The organism is Brachybacterium sp. AOP42-C2-15 (assembly GCF_052377065.1).
In the GTDB taxonomy this organism is placed as follows: domain Bacteria; phylum Actinomycetota; class Actinomycetes; order Actinomycetales; family Dermabacteraceae; genus Brachybacterium.
Map to the genome: position 1 here is coordinate 1 of NZ_JBQSWK010000052.1, position 17,609 is coordinate 17,609.

The window sequence follows — 17,609 nt, forward strand, 5'->3', positions numbered from 1 at the left end:
TGGTGACGGGACCACCACCGCCGGGCCATTGGAGACGACCTGGGATATCGGCCGGGACATTCGGATACGAGCCAGTGAGAACACCGACCTGCTCACCCCACGACTGGCGAAGATCCTCCAACGGGACTGGCGTGCCTACGAACGCGCCCACGAAGACGCGCTACGTCTCCACGCCGAAGAGAACACCAGACCCCGTCAGGAACGAGCCGCCGAGCAGCGCCGTGCCGCATGGGCAAAGGCCTACTCCCACCGCGGAGGACGCCGGATCATCCCACCCAACCCCACCCACGACGAAACCGAACCACCGTTCTAGATCAGGCAGTACGGCCCGGCGCGACGATGACATCGACCCCGGCGCTGGACAGCTCCTCCTCGAGGGCAGGGATCCGCGCCGGGTGCACCGCCGCAGTGAGATCCCGCAGCACCCGCACCGGTGCACCGGACTCTGCCGCGCCGAGTGCCGTGGCACGTACGCAGAAGTCGTACGCCAATCCCACCACGTCGATCCGCTCCCATTCCGCCTCGGCAATCAGCGGAGCCACGTGCTCCCCCGTCGCGACGACCATCCCCTCGAGCACGCTGTACGACGGGATCCCCTGCCCCTTCCGCACGATCTCGAGCCGCTCCCCCAGCTCGGCAGCGAGCGCCGCGACCTCCGGATGCAGCGCCGCACCCTCGGTGTCCGCGACGCAGTGCACTGGCCAGGTCTCGGAGAAATCCGGCTCTGCGGGCGGCACCGCGAAGTGCCCGCCATTGTCCGTGTCCCCGCGATGCCAGTCCTGGCTGACGAGGATGCGGTCATACCCGGCACCATGGACCCGCACCTGCTCGGCGATCTTCCGTGCGACCTCGACACCCCCGTCGACGCCGAGCGCACCGCCCTCGCAGAAGTCGTTCTGGACATCGACGATGATCAGCATGCGCGACGACATGGCACTCCTCGCTCCGGTGACAGGGGGTCCGCCCAGCGTACGCAGTGCCCCGTTGAACCCCATCTCCTCGGAGCCTGGCACAATCGCTCGCATGTCAGCGTCGCTTCCCCACCCGATCGCGCCCCGCACCTACCCCCGGCTGCTCTCGCCGCTGGATCTGGGTCCGTTCGAGGTGCGCAACCGCATCGTGATGGGCTCGATGCACGTCGGCCTCGAGGACCGCCCGGGCGACGTCAAGAAGCTCGCCGCCTATCTCGGCGAGCGCGCCCGAGGTGGTGCCGGGCTGATCGTGACCGGCGGCTTCTCCCCCGACCGCACCGGTCGGCTCACCCCGCGCGGAGCCCAGGCCGACACGCGCACCCTGCGCGGCCACCGCGTGATCACCCGCGAGGTCCATGAGGCCGACGGTCGGATCATCCTGCAGCTGCTGCACGCGGGTCGCTACGCCTTCCACCCCCTGGCCGCCTCCTCCGCCGCCGGGAAGTCGCCGCTGTCCCCCTTCCGGGCCCGGCGCCTGACCCGGCGCGGAGTGGGCCGCACCGTCGAGCACTTCGCCGAGGCTGCACAGCGGGCCGTCGAGGCGGGCTACGACGGCGTCGAGATCATGGGCTCCGAGGGCTACCTCCTGAACCAGTTCCTGGCCCCGGCCACCAACCGTCGCCGAGACCGCTGGGGACGCGGCGCAGACGGCCGACGGACGATGCCGCTCGCCGTGGCTGCTGCCGTGCGCGAAGCGATCGGCCCCGACGCCCTGCTCAGCTACCGCCTCTCCCTGCTGGACCTGGTCCCCGGCGGCCAGACCTGGGAGGAGACGACCGCCCTCGCCCAGGGACTCGTCGAGCGCGGCGTGGATGTACTCTCCTCCGGGATCGGCTGGCATGAGGCGCGGGTGCCCACCATCGTCACCTCCGTGCCGCGCGCGGCCTTCGCCGAGAACACCGCCGCCCTGCGCGAGCTGGTGGACGTGCCGGTGATCGCCTCGAACCGGATACACGACCCCACCGTCGCCGAACAGGTCCTCGCCGACGGCCAGGCGGATCTGATCTCGATGGCGCGCCCGCTGCTGGCGGATCCGCAGCTGCCGAACAAGCTCGCGGAGGGCCGCGCGAACCAGGTCGTGGCCTGCATCTCCTGCAACCAGGCCTGCCTGGACAAGGTGTTCGATGGCAAGCGGGCCAGCTGTCTGGTGAACCCCCGCGCCGGGCACGAGACGGAGCTGGTGCTGAAGCCCGTGATCGAGCGCCGCGCCCGCAAGGTCGCCGTGGTCGGCGCGGGGCCCGCCGGGCTCGAGGCCGCTCTCGCCGCCGCCGAGCGCGGCCACATCGTGACCCTCTTCGAGGCGACCTCGGAGATCGGCGGGCAGCTGCGTCTGGCCGCGCGCATCCCCGGCAAGGAGGACTACGCACAGGCGCTGCAGTCCTGGCGGATGCGGCTGGCAGCGGCCGGGGTCGGGATCCGGCTGGAGACGCGGCCGACGGGTCGCGATCTGCTCGGCTTCAACGACGTCATCGTCGCCACCGGGGTCACCCCGCGCGAGATCGAGCTGCCGGCGACGGGTGGGCCGCAGGTGATCAGCTACGCCGATCTGCTCGAGGGGCGGGCCGAGGCCGGGGACCGGGTCGCGATCATCGGTGCCGGCGGGATCGGGGTCGACGTCGCCGAGTTCCTCAGCGCACCACGTCCCTCCCCCACGCTCGATGTGGCCACCTGGAAGCGGCACTGGGGTGTGGTGGAGGCCGACGAGGAGCATCGCGGCGGCGTCACCGCCCGGCCCGCCGAGGAGCCGCGGCGCGAGGTCCACCTGCTGCAGCGCAAGGAGACCCGGATCGGGGCCGGGCTCGGCCGCACCACCGGCTGGGTGCACCGCGCGGAGCTGCGCCACGCCGGCGTGATCCAGCACCGCGGCGTCACCTACCGCCACGTCGATGAGCAGGGCCTGCACATCCTCGAGGGGGAGGAGGCCCGGGTGCTCGAGGTGGACACCGTGGTGGTCTGCGCCGGGCAGGTCAGCGTCAACGTCCTGGCCGACGAGATCGCCGCCGCGCGCAAGGGTCGCTCACCCCGCGTGCACGTGATCGGCGGGGCCGACGTCGCCGCGGAGCTCGACGCCGAGCGCGCGATCCGTCAGGCTGTCGAGGTCGCCGCTGGGCTCTAGCTAGGCGCCCTCGAGCACCTCACGGGCGATCGGCCCGGCGGTGACGGAGCCGTAGCTGCCGTCCTCGACGAAGGCTGCGACGACGAGGTCGCCCTGGGCGACGATCACCCAGGAGTGGAGCTTCAGCTCGCCCTCCGCGTTGGTCCATTCCGCGGTGCCGGTCTTGCCGATGACCGGCTCGCCGGGCAGGCCCGCGAAGTCGCGGAGGCTGCCGTCGGTGACCACGCCGCGCAGCATCTCCTGCATCTGCGAGGTCTCCTCGGCCGTCAACGGATGCGGCACCTCAGTGGTCATCGGATCGACGTCGGCGAGGATCCGCGGGGCCACCGTGGCGCCGTTCTGGACGCTCCCGAGCACCACCGCCATGGACAGCGGCGAGGTGAGCACCCGGCCCTGGCCCATCATCGCGGCGGCATGCTCGGTGCCCGTGTCCTCCGGATCCACGGATCCCATGAACGCCTCCAGGCCCTCCGGCGCCTCCTGCCCGATCCCCAGAGTGGTGGCGGCGTCGGCGAGCGCAGGCTGGTCCACCGTGTCGTGCTGCAGCAGCAGGGCCGTGTTACAGGAATGCGCGATGACGCTGCGCAGCGGCATCGTGCCGAACAGGGACGGGTTCATCGAGTCGGCGTTCTTGAAGCTCGCGCCGTCGATGGTCGCCGTCTCAGGGCACTCCAGCTCGCTGTCCGGGGTCAGGCCCGCCCGCAGCAGCGAGAGGGCGGTGACCGCTTTGAAGGTGGACCCGGGGGCGTACTGGCCGACGAGACCCACCGGATAGGACTGGCCGGTGGGCCCGAGGGCGGAGGCCAGGACGTCGCCGGTGGAGGGCTGCAGCACGATCACCGCGGCCGGCGACTCCGCATCGGCGATCGCCGCCGTGGCCCGGCTCTGCAGACCGGAGTCGAGAGTCGTGGGGACCGCCACCCCGTCGAGCGGATCGACCCGGTGCAGGGAGCGCTGCTCACCGCCGTCGTCGGCCACCGCGACCACCTCGGAGCCGTCGGTGCCGACGAGCGCGTCGTGCCGGGCGGCGACCACGCCGCCGCTGGCGACCAGATCCCCGGCGACGAGCTCGCCCTCGGACTTCTCGATGTCCTCGGCGCTCGCCTCACGCAGGGAGCCGAGCACCCCGGGGGCGACGTCGCGCTCGACGGCGAGGGGTCGGTTCTGCTCGAGCGCGCGGAAGCCGGTGATCTGCGCGGCGTCCTCCAGCGGGTACTCCCCCTCGGCCTCGACGCGGATCGTGAGGGCGGGGACGAAGGCCTCGGGGCCGTTGTCGGCGACTGCCTGGGCGTAGCGGTCGGGGTCGGTGCCCAGCAGCCCGGCGAGATCGCGGGCCGCGCCCTCCTGCTCGTCCTCCTCGAGCTGGGTCTTGTCCAGGCCCAGCACCTTCACCGGGAGCTCCCCGTACAGCATGTCGCCGTCACGATCGGTGACGGTGCCGAGCTTCGCCTGCACCGTCACGAGGTCCAGATGCTCCTGCCCGCCCAGGCCCGGGGCATACACCTCGGGGCGGAGCTCCGCCGCCCAGCCGTCCTCGCCGCGGCGCAGGGTCGCCTCGGTGGTGTATTCCCAGGTGCCGGCGTCGTCCGGGAGGGTCCAGGTCCAGGCGAGAGTCGCAGTGCGCGCCCCGTCCTCCGCCGTCCCGGCGTCGACGAGCTCGACCTGCGGGGCGGCACCGCTCGCCTCGATGAGCGGGCCGAGGATGCGCTGATGCTCGGGGGCATCGGCCCGGGCGAGTGCGGCGGCGAGCGCCTCCGCCTCCTCCTCGCCCCCGCCGAGCCGGTCGCGCCAGAGCAGACCGGCCACCACGAGGGCGGCGATCGCGAGCACGGCGATCACGATGAGCAGGGGGGCTCGGCGGGTCGAAGAGGAGGCCATGGGCCCATGCTCCCACCTACACTCGTGCGCATGCCCCGAGTGCTCCACACCGCCCAAGCGCTCGTCGACGTCATCCTGGAGATCGACGAGCTGCCCCCACGCGGCGGCAACGCCAATGCCCGCAGCGAGCGCTGGTACGCCGGAGGCGCGGTGACCACGCTGATCGCCGCCGCCCGCACCGGCGCGGTCGCGGTGCACGGCGGAGCCCACGGCACCGGCCCGCACGGCGACCTGATCCGCGAGTCGCTCGCACGAGACGGCGTGACCCTCTCGGACGCGATCCGTCCCGAGGCGGATACCGGCTACTGCACGGTGCTGCTCGAACCGTCGGCCGAACGCACCTTCCTCACCGTGTACGGGGCAGAGCGGCAGATCACCGCTGAGTCCCTGGCGACGCTGGACCCGCAGGCCGGAGACCTGGTGTGCGTCTCGGGATACAGCCTGTTCGAGCCGACCCGCGATCCGCTGCTCGAGTTCCTCGACGCCCTGCCTGACGGGGTGGATGTGGTGCTCGACCCGGGCGACCCCTTCGCGAGCTTCCCCCGTGAGATCCAGCGGCGGATGCTGGCGCGCACCACGGTGTGGACCTCGAATGCCGACGAGGCGCGGGCGCTCACCGATCTCGACGACCTCGAGGACACCCCGGAGGCGATCCGTCGACGTCTCGCCCCCGGTGCGGTGGTGGTGGTGCGGGACGGTGATCGCGGCTGCCTGGTGTTCCACCACGGCCGGGGCACCCAGATCCCCGCCTTCCCGCAGAAGGCGGTGGACACCAATGGTGCGGGCGACACCCATACCGGGGTGATGCTGGCCGAGCGGGCGCTCGGCGCCGACTGGGAGTCCGCGACGACCCGGGCCAACGCCGCCGCCGCGATCGCGGTGACCCGCCACGGCACGGAGAGCTGCCCCACCCGGGCCGAGGTCGATGCGTTCCTCTCCTGAGCGCTAAGTCCCTGCTTCTGATCAGGGTCCGGATCTAGGATGGAGGCGCACATCACCCTCTGATCCGAGTCAGGAGACCATGGCCGACCCGACCTTCCACGATTTCACGGCGCTCACCATCGACGGCGAGCTCCGGGCGATGAGTGAGTACCGCGGGCGCCTGGTCCTCGTCGTCAACACGGCCACGCTGTGCGCCTTCACGCCGCAGCTGACCGGTCTGCAGGAGCTGCATGACCGCTTCTCCGCGCACGGCTTCACCGTGCTCGGCTTCCCCTCGGACCAGTTCCATCAGGAGCCCGGGGCCGATGACGAGATCCAGGAGATCTGCACCTCGAGCTACGAGGTCACCTTCCCGCTGTTCTCGAAGATCGATGTCAACGGCCCGTCCGCTCATCCTCTGTGGCAGTGGATGTGCACGCAGAAGGCCGGGGTGATCGGCGGGCGCATCGCCTGGAACTTCACCAAGTTCCTCATAGACGGCGAGGGGAAGGTGCTGCGCCGCTACGCTCCGCCGGTGCCGCCCTCGCGCATCGCCCGGCGCATCGAGGCCGAACTGGGCCAGCGCCCATGAAGGGTTGGTAGCGTGGGTCACAACCCACCACCTACCTGAAAGGTGCCCTCATGGAAGGCGTCATCCTCTTCCTCGTCCTCGGCTTCGGCTTCCTGATCTTCCTCGTGATCGTGGGGGCGCTGCTGTTCGGCGGTCTGCGCACCTCGCTGATGTTCACGGTGCATACGCAGGAAGCCGTCATCGTCGAGCGCTTCGGCAAGTTCAAGCGCGTCGCGCACGCCGGCCTGAACTTCAAGACCCCCTTCATCGACAACATCACCAAGCCGGTCTCGCTGCGCGTGCAGCAGCTCGAGGTGAACATCGAGTCCAAGACCAAGGACAACGTGTTCGTCAACGTGCCGGTCGCGGTCCAGTACCAGATCGAGAAGGACCAGGTCGTCGCGGCGTACTACGAGCTGTCGAACCCCGAGGCGCAGATCCGCTCGTACGTCTTCGACACGGTGCGCTCGGCGCTGTCCGGTCTCGAGCTGGATCAGGCCTTCGAGTCCAAGGACGACATCGCCAGCAGCGTAGAGCGGACCCTCGCGACCTCGATGCAGAAGTTCGGCTTCAACATCATCAACACCCTGGTCCAGGACATCTCCCCGGACCAGCGGGTGCGCGACTCGATGAACTCCATCAACGCCGCCCAGCGCGACCGGGTCGCCGCCCAGTCCCTCGCCGAGGCGGACAAGATCAAGCGCGTCACCCAGGCTGAGGCCGAAGCCGAGTCCAAGCGCCTCCAGGGTGAGGGCGTCGCCGCCCAGCGCAAGGCGATCGCCCTCGGCATCGCCGAGCAGTACGAGATGCTCCGCAAGGTCGGCATCGAGAACTCCGCCGAGCAGCTGCTGCTGATGACGCAGTACTTCGACACCATGCAGGACGTGGCGCGCAACGCCCGCTCCAACGTGCTCTACCTGCCCTCGAACCCGGGCGCCGTGGGCACCATGGGCGACGAGATCCGCACCGCGATGCTGCAGTCGCAGGCAGCGGCCGCGGCCAGCCAGGACGCCGATGTCGCCGACGCCGACTCCCGCAAGCGCATTTCCGCCGAGCAGCTCCGGGAGCAGGAGCAGCAGCGGGCCGAGCGAGCCCGGGCGCAGGCCGAGCAGCGTGCCCGTGAGGCGAGGCAGCAGGCCCAGCAGGCCCAGCAGGCTCAGCCGCCTCGGCAGGCCCCGAACGGCTACCCCGGTGGGAGCGTCCCGCCGTGGACGCACCCGGGCAGCGCGAACCAGGGCTGACCGATCGCTCTCTGGAGGGGGTCGCCGCGCTGGACGGGCGCGAGGGTTCGCACAGCTCTGAGCTGCAGCGTCCCGTCCGCCGCGGGACCTATGGCCCGACACGTGATTGAAAGTTCATGTAGATTCGAGAGCATCAACGTCGACGCATGAAGGAGCGATTCACGATGAAGGCATGGCAGTTCACCGGTACCGGAAAGCCTCTTGAGCTGAACGAGGTCGAGGAGCCCACGGCGGGCCCCGGAGAGGTCGTCGTGGACGTCAAGGCCACGGGCGTGTGCCACTCCGACGTGGCCGCGCTCGATGACGAGGGCTGGATGGCGCTGTTCCAGCAGGGCCTCCCCCGCACCATGGGCCACGAATCCGCCGGCGTCATCAGCCAGGTGGGCGAGGGCATGGAGCAGTGGAAGGTCGGCGACCGGGTGGGCCTGGCGCCGATGATGTCCGACGGCACCGCGCTCGGCTACGGCCCCTGGGACGGCGGCTTCGGTCCGAAGCTCCGAGCGACCGAGGACAACCTCGTGAGGCTCCCCGACGCCGTCTCCTTCGACCTAGGAGCGATGGCCACCGATGCGGGCCTGACCGCGTACCACGCGATCATGACCCTCGGCGGCGCGACGCCCGGCATGAAGGTCGGTGTGATCGGCCTGGGCGGGCTCGGGTACATCGGTGCCCGCGTCGCCGCACTCGCCGGGGCCGAGGTGTACGGCGCCGAGATCAACCCCGAGACCCGCGAGCTCGCCGACGAGATCGGCCTGGCCGGGGTCGCCGAGTCGATCACCGAGTTCTCGGACCTGGGCCTCGAGCTGGTCGTGGACTATGCCGGCTTCGGCACCACCACCGCGCAGGGCCTCGAGGCACTCGCCAAGTTCGGCACCTTCGTGCAGGTGGGCATGGGGAAGCTCGAAGCACCCCTGAACACCTATGAGCTGATCACCAAGCAGCTCACGATCAAGGGCTCGAACTCCGGCACCAAGGAAGATCTCGAGGGACTCTACGAGCTGATGGCCTCCGGGGAGCTGAACCCGCCGATCAACCACATCACCCACGCGGAGATCCCCGCGGCGATCGACAAGCTCCGCGCAGGCGGCGTGATCGGGCGATACGTGGCGAGCTACGAGGGCTGATCTCCTCCGAAAGTCGTATCGGGCCCACCCCACGGGAGCTTCCTGCGGGGTCGGCCTCTGCGATGAGCTGGGGGCATGAACGATTCTGCCGCCTCCCCTGCGGGTACCGCCGACTACTCCGCCGAGAAGCGGCTGGCCCGCACCGCCGCCGTGACCCTGGGCTGGTGGGCGCACGGCAGCGTGCGTCTGCTGCTCGCGGCGGCGATGCTCTACTACGGCTACGCGAAGCTCGTGCTCGGTCAGTTCGGGGTCGCCGATATGGGCGATGCGCTGATCACCCAGGGTGAGATGAGCCCGATGGGGATGTTGTGGAGGCTGGTCGCCTTCTCCCCGCTGTTCCAGTTCCTGGGGGGCCTGGCCGAATGGGGCGCCGCGATCGCTCTGCTGTGGCGGCGCTCGGTGCCGCTGGGAGCGGCGATCTCCGCCGGATCGATGGCGCTGGTGCTGGTGCTGAACCTCGGCTACGACGTCCCCGTCAAACAGATCGCCCTCGCGCTGCTGGTGATGGCGCTGCTCGTGCTGATCCCCTGGATGCCGCGACTGGCCAAGGCGTTCCTGGGCCACGGGGAGATCGGGAAGGGCCCGCTGCCCACGCTGGTGCCGTGGCGCCCCGCCGCCCGGATCACGAACATCGCCGGCCCGATCGCCGCGCTCGCGCTGGTGGTCGTGCTGGGCTGGGGTGTCAGCGCGATGTATCCCGAGCGGAGCGTCGACGAGTCCTCACCGGCCGGGGTGTGGACCGTGCAGGAGGATGCCGCCGAACCCGCCGCGCAGCTGCACGAGGACACACGATGGAGCGCACTCGCCTTCGGCGAGGTGGAGTACGACGGCCGCTCCGCGGTGCAGCTCCGCCAGGCGAACGGTGAGCTGCTGACCGGCAGCTACCAGCGCACCGGGCCGGACACCGTCGAGCTGTCGCTCGGTCCGCTGCGCGAGCAGGGCACACCGCTGCAGGAGCATTCCGCGATCGAGCCCGTCGCGCTCACGCTGACGCTCGAGGAGCAGGCCGACGGCACGCTGCGCGTGAGCGGCGAGGGGCAGGACCTGGTGCTCGCTCCGGACGACTCCGCGATGGTGCTCTATGAGCGCGGGTTCAGCTGGGGCGTGCGCGCGGACGATCCGTTCAACCGCTGACAGCCGCTGACGGACTCGGGGTTGCGGTTCCCTTCGCGTATCCGCACGCGTAGTGTCGTGGTCCGAGCGCTGTTCACTGCGGCGCGCCGATGAAGAGGGCAGCTGTGTTCGAGACCGATGCGCTCGATGTTCCGCAGCGAGCGCTGACCGGCGACCTGCCCGCCGAGTCCCGCGTCGCCGGCCTCCTCCTCGAGGCCCATGAGCGCTACGCGGGCGAGCAGGCCGGGGTCGTCGCGGACTACATCCCCGCCCTCGCGGAGGCGGATCCCGCACTGTTCGGCCTCTCGCTCACCGAGGTCGACGGCACCGTGCACCGCGTCGGGGATTCGCAGGTCCCCTTCTCGATCCAGTCGATCTCGAAGGCCTTCGTGCTCGCGCTGGTGTGCGAGGAGATCGGCCACGAGGAGGTGCATCGGATCGTCGGCGTCAACAACACCGGCCTCCCCTTCAGCTCGGTGATCGCCCTCGAGCTCAACCACGGCAGCCCGATGAACCCCATGGTCAATGCCGGAGCTATCGCCACCACTGCACTGATGCCCGGGGACAGCGCCGAGGAGAAGTGGGAGGCGGTGCGGGAGGGGCTCAGCCGCTTCGCCGGGCGTCGGCTCGAGCTGGATGAGCGCGTGCTCGCGTCTGAATCCGCGTCGAACCACCGCAATCAGGGAATCGCGGATCTGCTGACCTCCTACGGACGGCTCCTGGGGGACCCGGCCGAGATCGTCGACGTCTACACGCGGCAGTGCTCGCTGCTGGTCACGGCCGATGACCTCGCGGTGATGGGCGCGACCCTCGCTGACGGCGGCGTCAATCCCGTCACCGGGCAGCGCGTGGTCTCGGCGGAGGTCTGCCGGGACACCCTGTCGGTGCTCGCCGCCTGCGGCATGTACGAGACCTCCGGGGAATGGCTGTTCGAGATCGGGCTGCCCGCGAAGTCCGGAGTCTCCGGCGGCATCGTCGCGATCGCCCCCGGCAAGGGCGCGCTCGGCACCTTCTCCCCGCCCCTGGATGCTGCGGGCAACAGCGTCCGCGGGCAGCGAGCCTGCGCCTTCCTCTCCCGGGCTCTCGGTCTGAACCTCTTCGCCTCGCTCCCACACCCGGTCAAGGGCGCCGCGACTCGCGAGTGACGCCGCCGCCCGGACGTCGGCACCCTCCCTTAAGGTGGGAGCGCGGTCGCCACCGGAGCCCGCCACCTGCGACGGAGGAGCATCTGCATGCGGATCGAGTTCGGCTGGTCCCTCGACGGCGCCTCCTGGGCCGACGCCGCCTCCGGCGGGATGACCGGGCAGGTGAGGATCGGGCCGCGCGGGCTGCTCGGGCTTCTGCAGACCAGGCTCGGGCTGACCCGGCCCGCCGTCGATCAGGCGGTGCGGATCGCGCAGTACCTGCGGCTCATCGAGCAATGTATCGAGTCGCCTACCGACAAGGCGCAGTTCTGGCCTGCTCGCTCCTTCGCCCTGGACCCGTGGAGCACCGCCCGGCAGCTGCTGCGCTGGCGCGACGCCGCGGTGGAGGCCGGCTGGAGTCCGGATCCGAAGGGCACCATCCTGCCGCCGCGGCTCGCGGCACTGGCCACGATCGAGCGCCGTGCGGTGGTGGGGATGGTCGGCACGACCGACGCCGCGGGGAATCCCGCCACGCTCGCCCCGGGCGCGGCCGACGACCTCGCCGAGATGGTGGCCGAGCTCGAGCTCGGGGCCGTCGGCTGGCCGCTGGGGATCCAGCAGCTGGTGGCGCAGGAGGACCCTGCAGCCCTGCCCGGCCTGTGGCCGCGGCTGCTCGAGCTGCTGGGCAGGGCCGGGGTCGGGGTCACCCGGGCGGAAGCCCGAGCGGGTGGGCGGCCCGAGGTGGTCGTGGTCCAGTGCCGCGATGAGTGGACCGCGGCGGATGTCGCCGCCCGCTACCTCTCCGCCGGGCCGCGGGAGGGGCTGCACCTGCTGGCCACCACGGACACCGCCGTGCTCGACGCCGCCCTGCACCGCCGGGGCCTGCCCGCCGTCGGCGCCGTGGAGAGCTCGACCGACCGTGCCTCTCACCAGGTGCTGGGGCTGTACCTCGACGTCGCGATCGCCCCGGTGGACGTCCATCAGCTCGCCGCGCTGCTGGATCTGCGGGTACTGCCCGCGCTCGAGCCCGAGGGAGATCCGATCGGGCTGGTGCCGGCCCCGGTGCGCCGGGCCCTGCTGCGCGCACTGGCGAGCGAGCCCGGAGTGGGCGGTCCGGCCTGGCGGGCGGCCCTCGCCCGGCTCGAGGAGCGCGAGGATGCGGCGAAGGTGATGGTCTCCGCCCGCGAGATCGACCGCCTGGTGAGCGACCCGCTCCCGGCCGAGGCCCTGCGCCCCGAAGCGCTGTCCACCCGCCTGGGCTGGCTCGCGGACAGGCTGCGTGCCGTTGGCCACCGCGACAGCGATCTGCGGGCGAGCCTCACCCAGGTGCAGACGCTGCGCCAGGTGCTCGGGATGCTCGACCCCTCCACCACGCTCAGCCGCCGCACCCTGCAGCAGGTCATCGATGCCTGCGGTGGCGGAGGCGGTTCGAGCCTCGCCCGCCGCGAGGTCGCGGAATGGACCGTGACCACCCGCCCCGCCCAGCTGCCCGCCACCGGCGGCACCGTGCTGTGGTGGGGACCGGAGGCGGACGAGGTCACGCCGCCGGTGGTCTGGGATCAGGGGGAGGCCGCCGCGCTGACCGCTGCCGGGGCTCATCTGCTCGCGCCCGAGGCCCTCGCCGCCCTGCGGGTCGAGGCCGGGTCCGCGGGAATGGCCGGGGCGGGCACTGTGGTCGCGGTGCTGCCGGGGCGGCGGCTCGAGGAGGCCGGGCGGCCCAGCAGCCTGCTCGCGCGCCTCGAGACCGACGCCGGGCGCACCGAGGGTGACCGGCTCACCCCGGAGTCGCTGGTCAGCGGGGACCGCTGGTCGCTTACGGGCCGCAGCCTCGAGGTGCAGGTCCCCGCCGAGGAGCATCCCTCCCCCGACACCTCCGCAGAGCGCTCGGCCGGGGACCTCACCCACCTGCTGCCTAGCCGCGTCTCCTACAGCCAGCTCGACACGCTCATCGCCTGCCCGCACCGCTGGGTGCTCGAGTATGCGCTGAAGATCCGCCCGGCCTCCGTCGCGGCCCTGCCCACCGGCCCACGGATGATCGGCACCCTGGTCCATGCGGTGGTGGAGACCCTCGTCCAGGAGCGTGGCCGCTCGCTGACGCCCCCGTCGGGTGAGCGCATCGAGGAGGTGTTCGACCAGCTCGTCCCGCAGCTCGCCTCCGAGCTGGACCTGCCCGGGCGCTCCGCCGAGCGCGCCGAGATCCGCGGCCGGGCCCGCCGTTCCCTCGCCGAGCTGTTCGGGCGCACCGCCGCCGCGGGGCTGCAGATCACCGGTACCGAGACCCGCTTCGAGCTGCCGCTCGAGCTGCCGCTGAAGACTGGGCCGCATCCGGTGGTGATCGCCGGCTCGCGGGACGTCGACGCCCTCGACGCCGTCGGGAACCCCCTGATCCTAGATCTCAAATGGACCAGCAGCCTGCGGCGCTACGCCGATCTGTACGACAGCGGTGACGCGATCCAGCTCGCCACCTACGCCTGGTCTCTCGCCCAGGAGGGCGTGGGTGCTGGGGAGTCGGCGGAGGTCGGCTACTTCCTGCTGCGCAGCGGGGAGTTCGTCGCCGCGGACCGGGCCCTGGATCCGCACCGTCGTGCTCCGATGGATGTCGGTGACGCCTGGGAGCGGATGCTCGCGAGCGCCTCCGAGGCGCTCGACGAGATCGCCACGGGGCAGGTGCGGCTCGGCTGTCGGAGCCTGCTCGACGGAGCAGGCCTGGACACCGACGCCCCCTATGCCAAGCGCCGCACTGCGATCGGGAAGGCCCGTGAGGCGGCCCGAGGGCGCGGGCGGGTGCTGGTCGAGGACCACTGCGGCATCGGAGACTACGCCCAGCTGTGCGGGCTGATCGGAGACGGACGATGAGCTTCACCCTGATCAACGCCTCGGCGGGTTCCGGCAAGACCCACCGGCTCACCCACGAGATCGCGGGCCGCATCCGGGATGGCCTGCATCCCTCCCAGCTGATCGCGACCACCTTCACCCGCAAGGCCGCATCCGAGCTGGTCGACCGCGTGCACCGCACCCTGCTGGAGCAGCACCGCTTCGATGACGCCCAGGGCATCGGCAGCGCGCTGATCGGCACCGTCAACTCGGTGGCGGGTCGCCTGGTGCGCGAGTTCGCCCTGGATCTCGGGATCTCGCCCGACGTGCAGGAGCTCGACGACGTGCGCCAGAGGGCCGCGTTCTCCGCCGCGATCGACGAGGCCGCGGCCGAGGCCGGCTCCCTCGCGAGCGATCTGCTGGCCCGGACCGAGCACGACGGTGAGGAGGACCCGGCCTTCACCTTTGGCAGCTCGCCGTCCTGGCGGGCTCATGTGCGCACCCTCGCGGAGAAGGCCCGCACCAACGGCATCGACGCCCAGCAGCTGCGCGGTGCGGCAGACGCCGCCTGGCAGGAGTACCGCGAGGCAGCCGGGTTCCAGGGGCAAAGGCTCGAGGAGGGCGCCGACCGTCGCGCCGCCTGGCTCAGCGGCCTGGACACCGCGATCCGCGGGCTGAAGGACGATCTCGCCGCCTCGGAGGATCCCGCGCCCGGTGCCGGGAAGCCACCGATCGCCAAGGGGTCGCTGAACTCGGTGCGCAAGGGGATCGACGCCCTGGAGTCACTGCGCCGCACCCTGGAGCGCCGCGACCGGGCGCCCTGGTCGCAGTGGGCGAAGCTCGCCGCAGTCACCGCGTCCAAAGCCGTCGGCGGCGAGAAGGGGTACGTCTACGGCAAGGACACCGACACCGCTCTGGCGGGCCTCGCGCTGCAGATCGAGGCCGAGCTGCCCTCGAATCCGCAGCTGCTGGCCGACGTCCGCTCGCTGATCACCCTGGTCATGTCCACCGCCGCGACCTCTCTGGACGCCTACGCGCGGTACAAGGACGAGCTGGGGCTGATGGACTTCGTCGACCAGGAGGTCCTCGCGCTGGAGGTGCTGCGCCGCAGCGAGCGGGCCCGGACCGCCGTCCGTTCCCGGTTCCGGCTGCTCGCGGTCGACGAGTTCCAGGACACCTCCCCCATCCAGCTCGCCCTGTTCCTGGCGCTCGGTGAGCTCATCGAGGACCTGATCTGGGTGGGCGACCCCAAGCAGGCGATCTACAGCTTCCGCGATGCGGACCCGGACCTCATGCTCGGCGTGCTCAGGGAGATCCGCGCCGGCTCCTCCACGCTCGGCGAGGGCACGGTCGATGATCTCAAGCACTCCTGGCGCTCCCAGGATCCGGTGCTCGAGCTGGTCAACCAGGTGTTCCCCCAGATCTTCCCGAAGCTCCCGCGGGAGCAGGTGGTGCTCACCGCGGCGCCCGCCGCCGCGCAGACGCGAGCCCGGCGCGGTCACCCGGAGGGAAGGCTCGAGGCCTGGACCCCGCAGTACAGCGGTCGGCCCTCGCAGGCCAAGCACGCCCGCGGAGTGGCCGACGGGGTGCTCGCGCTGCTGGGCGATGACGGGGTGGGGCCCGAGGATGTGGCCGTGCTGGTGCGCTCGAACGCCCAGGCCGCGGAGGTGGTCGGGGCGCTCACCGCCCGTGGCATCCCCGCCTCCGGCGAGGGTGTGCCACTCCTCGTCTCCCGGGAGGGTCGGATCCTGCGCGCCGCGCTCGCGGTGACCCTCGACGGCAGCGACACCCTGGCCCTCACCGAGCTGGTGGATCTGCTGACGGGGCATCCTGCGCATGGTCGGTGGTTCTCCGAGCTCACCGCCGCGCCCGATGATGACGCTCGAGCCCAGGTGTTCCGTGAGTGGTGGCAGGCCGATGTGCTCGGCGGGCTGCGGAGCCTGCGCGAGGAGTGCATCTCACTCACCCCCATCGAGATGATCACGGCGCTGGCCGACGCCCTCGATCTGCCCGAGCTGATCCGCTCCTGGTCCACCCCGGACCAGCGCCTGCGCACCCTGGACGCTGCGCGCAAGGTCGCCAAGGAGTACGCGGATCAGGCTCGCTCGGCCTCCGCCCCGATCACGCTGACCGGGCTGCGGGCCGCGCTCGACGACAGCGACCGCGGGCCCGATCTGGCCGGCACCCCGGGCACCGTCTGGGTGGGCACGATCCACGGCGCGAAGGGCCTGGAGTGGCCCCGAGTGGTGGTGATGCAGCAGGACGCCAAGGAACACGCCGCCACCAGCGGGGTGTTCGTGGTCCCGGCGGAGGAGCTGGACGTGATGCAGCCTCTGGCCGGCCGCTCCCTGCGCTACTGGCCGAAGGTGCTCCCCCGCTTCGCACCCCTGCAGGAGCGGCTCGCCGGTTCCGCGCATGCGCTGCGCAGCGCCGCGACGGATCGGGACGAGGCCGGGCGGCTGCAGTACGTGGCGCTCACCCGGGCGCGGGACGTCACCGTGCTCAGCGGCCATGGCTCCGCCCCAGTGCTGGACGCGCTGCTGCCGGAGGCGCGAGAGGAGCCGCTGCTCAGCTGGGAGGTGGGCGCCGAGGAGCTCCGGGTAGGGCCGGTGACGCTGCCCGCCGTGATCCGGGGGACGGCGACGGAGACGGACGAGGACTCGCCCTCCTATCATTCGGGGCGCAGCCCGCTGGCGGCGACCGACCTGTCCCCGCAGCGGCCCGTCGCTGCCGGGGGCGTCTCGGCACGCTTCCAGGCCTCCGGGGTCGAATCCCGTGAGAAGCTGGGAGAGGTGCGCGAGCCGGTGCGGATCGGGCCGCGGTTGGTCCCTGCGGGCGGTCAGGGCTGGGAGCGGGTGGGCGAGGCCGTGCACGGCTACCTCGCCCTGCCCCTGCGCTCCCTCGACGCGGAGCAGCGGGAGCGTGCCGCAGCACGGCTGGTGCAGCGGTGGAGCGTGGAGCGCACGCTCGGTGCCGAGGCGCTGATCGGCGCGGGGCAGGCCTGGCTGGACCACATCGATGCCCTCTTCCCGGGAGCGGAGGAGCTCACCGAGCAGCCGATCAGCTGGTGGAACGAGGACGACCAGGTGATGGAGGGCTGGATCGACACCCTGCTGCGCCTGCCCTCGGGGGAGATCGTGCTGGTGGATCACAAGTCCTATCCGGGAGATGACCCGGTCACGAAGGTGCGCGAGGAGTACCTGGGCCAGATGGCGACCTATTCACAGGCGCTGGCCGCGGCGGGTCGGGTACCGGATCGGATCCTCATGCACCTGCCGCTGCGGGGCGAGGTGCTCGAGATCGAGCTGGCTGCACATGCCCGCTGAGCTGAGCGCCGAGCAGGCGGTCGACGCCGCGCGTGCGCTGCTGGATGAGGCGCTGCGCAGCGGCGGGCGGCGACTGCTCGGGATCGCGGGCGCGCCCGGGGCCGGGAAGTCCTCCCTCACCGCACTGCTGGCCGAGCAGCTGCCGGCGGGGTCCTGTGTGGTGGTGCCGATGGATGGATTCCATCTGGCAGATGTCGCGCTCGCGCGGCTGGGTCGTGCCGAGCGGAAAGGGGCCCCGGACACCTTCGACGCCAGCGGCTATGTGGCGCTGCTGCAGCGGCTGCGGGCGGCGATGCCGCAGGACGAACCGGTGTGGGCGCCGATGTTCGAACGGGATCTCGAGCAGCCGCTGGCTGGCGCGATCGAGGTGCCCGCGCAGGTGCCGCTGGTGATCACCGAGGGGAATTACC

Annotated in this window: 12 protein-coding genes and 1 pseudogene; 11 read left to right on the forward strand and 2 right to left on the reverse strand. The window is 71.6% G+C overall.

Features of this window, described 5'->3' with window-relative positions; translation table 11 throughout:
* Positions 1-313: pseudogene (locus ACT3SQ_RS17590) on the forward strand (HNH endonuclease); the annotation flags it as partial.
* 1 nt (position 314) lies between these two features.
* On the opposite strand, the gene ACT3SQ_RS17595 reads toward ACT3SQ_RS17590, so the two are convergent.
* Positions 315-932, reverse strand: coding sequence for an isochorismatase family protein (locus tag ACT3SQ_RS17595; protein WP_441443819.1), 618 nt, complete (start codon positions 930-932; stop codon positions 315-317).
* A gap of 91 nt (positions 933-1,023) precedes the next feature.
* Between ACT3SQ_RS17595 and ACT3SQ_RS17600 the strand changes: the two genes are divergently transcribed.
* Entirely contained in the window at positions 1,024-3,087 is a 2,064-nt protein-coding gene (locus tag ACT3SQ_RS17600; RefSeq protein WP_444601504.1) for an oxidoreductase, read from the forward strand.
* On the opposite strand, the gene ACT3SQ_RS17605 is transcribed toward ACT3SQ_RS17600, so the two are convergent.
* The gene (locus ACT3SQ_RS17605) at positions 3,088-4,965 is read right to left on the reverse strand and encodes a penicillin-binding transpeptidase domain-containing protein (RefSeq protein ID WP_444502751.1); all 1,878 of its coding nucleotides are present in this window, start codon (positions 4,963-4,965) and stop codon (positions 3,088-3,090) included. It abuts the gene before it with no gap.
* Positions 4,966-4,995: 30 nt separating this feature from the next.
* Here ACT3SQ_RS17605 and ACT3SQ_RS17610 point away from each other — a divergent pair, with 30 nt between their 5' ends.
* The 9 genes from ACT3SQ_RS17610 to ACT3SQ_RS17650 all read left to right on the forward strand — a co-directional run.
* On the forward strand, positions 4,996-5,907 hold the full coding sequence (locus ACT3SQ_RS17610; protein WP_441443816.1) for a PfkB family carbohydrate kinase: 912 nt from the start codon (positions 4,996-4,998) through the stop codon (positions 5,905-5,907).
* A 79-nt stretch (positions 5,908-5,986) separates the two neighbouring features.
* A complete protein-coding gene (locus tag ACT3SQ_RS17615) occupies positions 5,987-6,478 on the forward strand; it encodes a glutathione peroxidase (RefSeq protein ID WP_441443815.1) in 492 nt (163 codons plus the stop codon).
* Positions 6,479-6,528: 50 nt separating this feature from the next.
* On the forward strand, positions 6,529-7,698 hold the full coding sequence (locus ACT3SQ_RS17620; RefSeq protein ID WP_441443814.1) for an SPFH domain-containing protein: 1,170 nt from the start codon (positions 6,529-6,531) through the stop codon (positions 7,696-7,698).
* Between the two features lie 146 nt (positions 7,699-7,844).
* Positions 7,845-8,822, forward strand: a complete 978-nt coding sequence (locus ACT3SQ_RS17625; RefSeq protein ID WP_441443813.1) for a zinc-binding dehydrogenase — start codon at positions 7,845-7,847, stop codon at positions 8,820-8,822.
* A 75-nt stretch (positions 8,823-8,897) separates the two neighbouring features.
* Entirely contained in the window at positions 8,898-9,956 is a 1,059-nt protein-coding gene (locus ACT3SQ_RS17630; RefSeq protein WP_441443812.1) for a hypothetical protein, read from the forward strand.
* Between the two features lie 104 nt (positions 9,957-10,060).
* Entirely contained in the window at positions 10,061-11,080 is a 1,020-nt protein-coding gene (gene glsA / locus ACT3SQ_RS17635) for a glutaminase A (protein ID WP_441443811.1), read from the forward strand.
* Positions 11,081-11,167: 87 nt separating this feature from the next.
* Positions 11,168-13,915 (forward strand): PD-(D/E)XK nuclease family protein, encoded by a 2,748-nt coding sequence (locus ACT3SQ_RS17640; RefSeq protein ID WP_441443810.1) that lies wholly within the window; start codon positions 11,168-11,170, stop codon positions 13,913-13,915.
* Entirely contained in the window at positions 13,912-17,199 is a 3,288-nt protein-coding gene (locus ACT3SQ_RS17645) for a UvrD-helicase domain-containing protein (protein ID WP_444502749.1), read from the forward strand. The genes ACT3SQ_RS17640 and ACT3SQ_RS17645 overlap by 4 nt, the downstream gene beginning before the upstream one ends.
* Positions 17,189-17,609, forward strand: a 421-nt coding sequence (locus tag ACT3SQ_RS17650; protein ID WP_444601505.1) for a nucleoside/nucleotide kinase family protein, incomplete at its 3' end; no start/stop codon positions are given. The genes ACT3SQ_RS17645 and ACT3SQ_RS17650, both read left to right, overlap by 11 nt.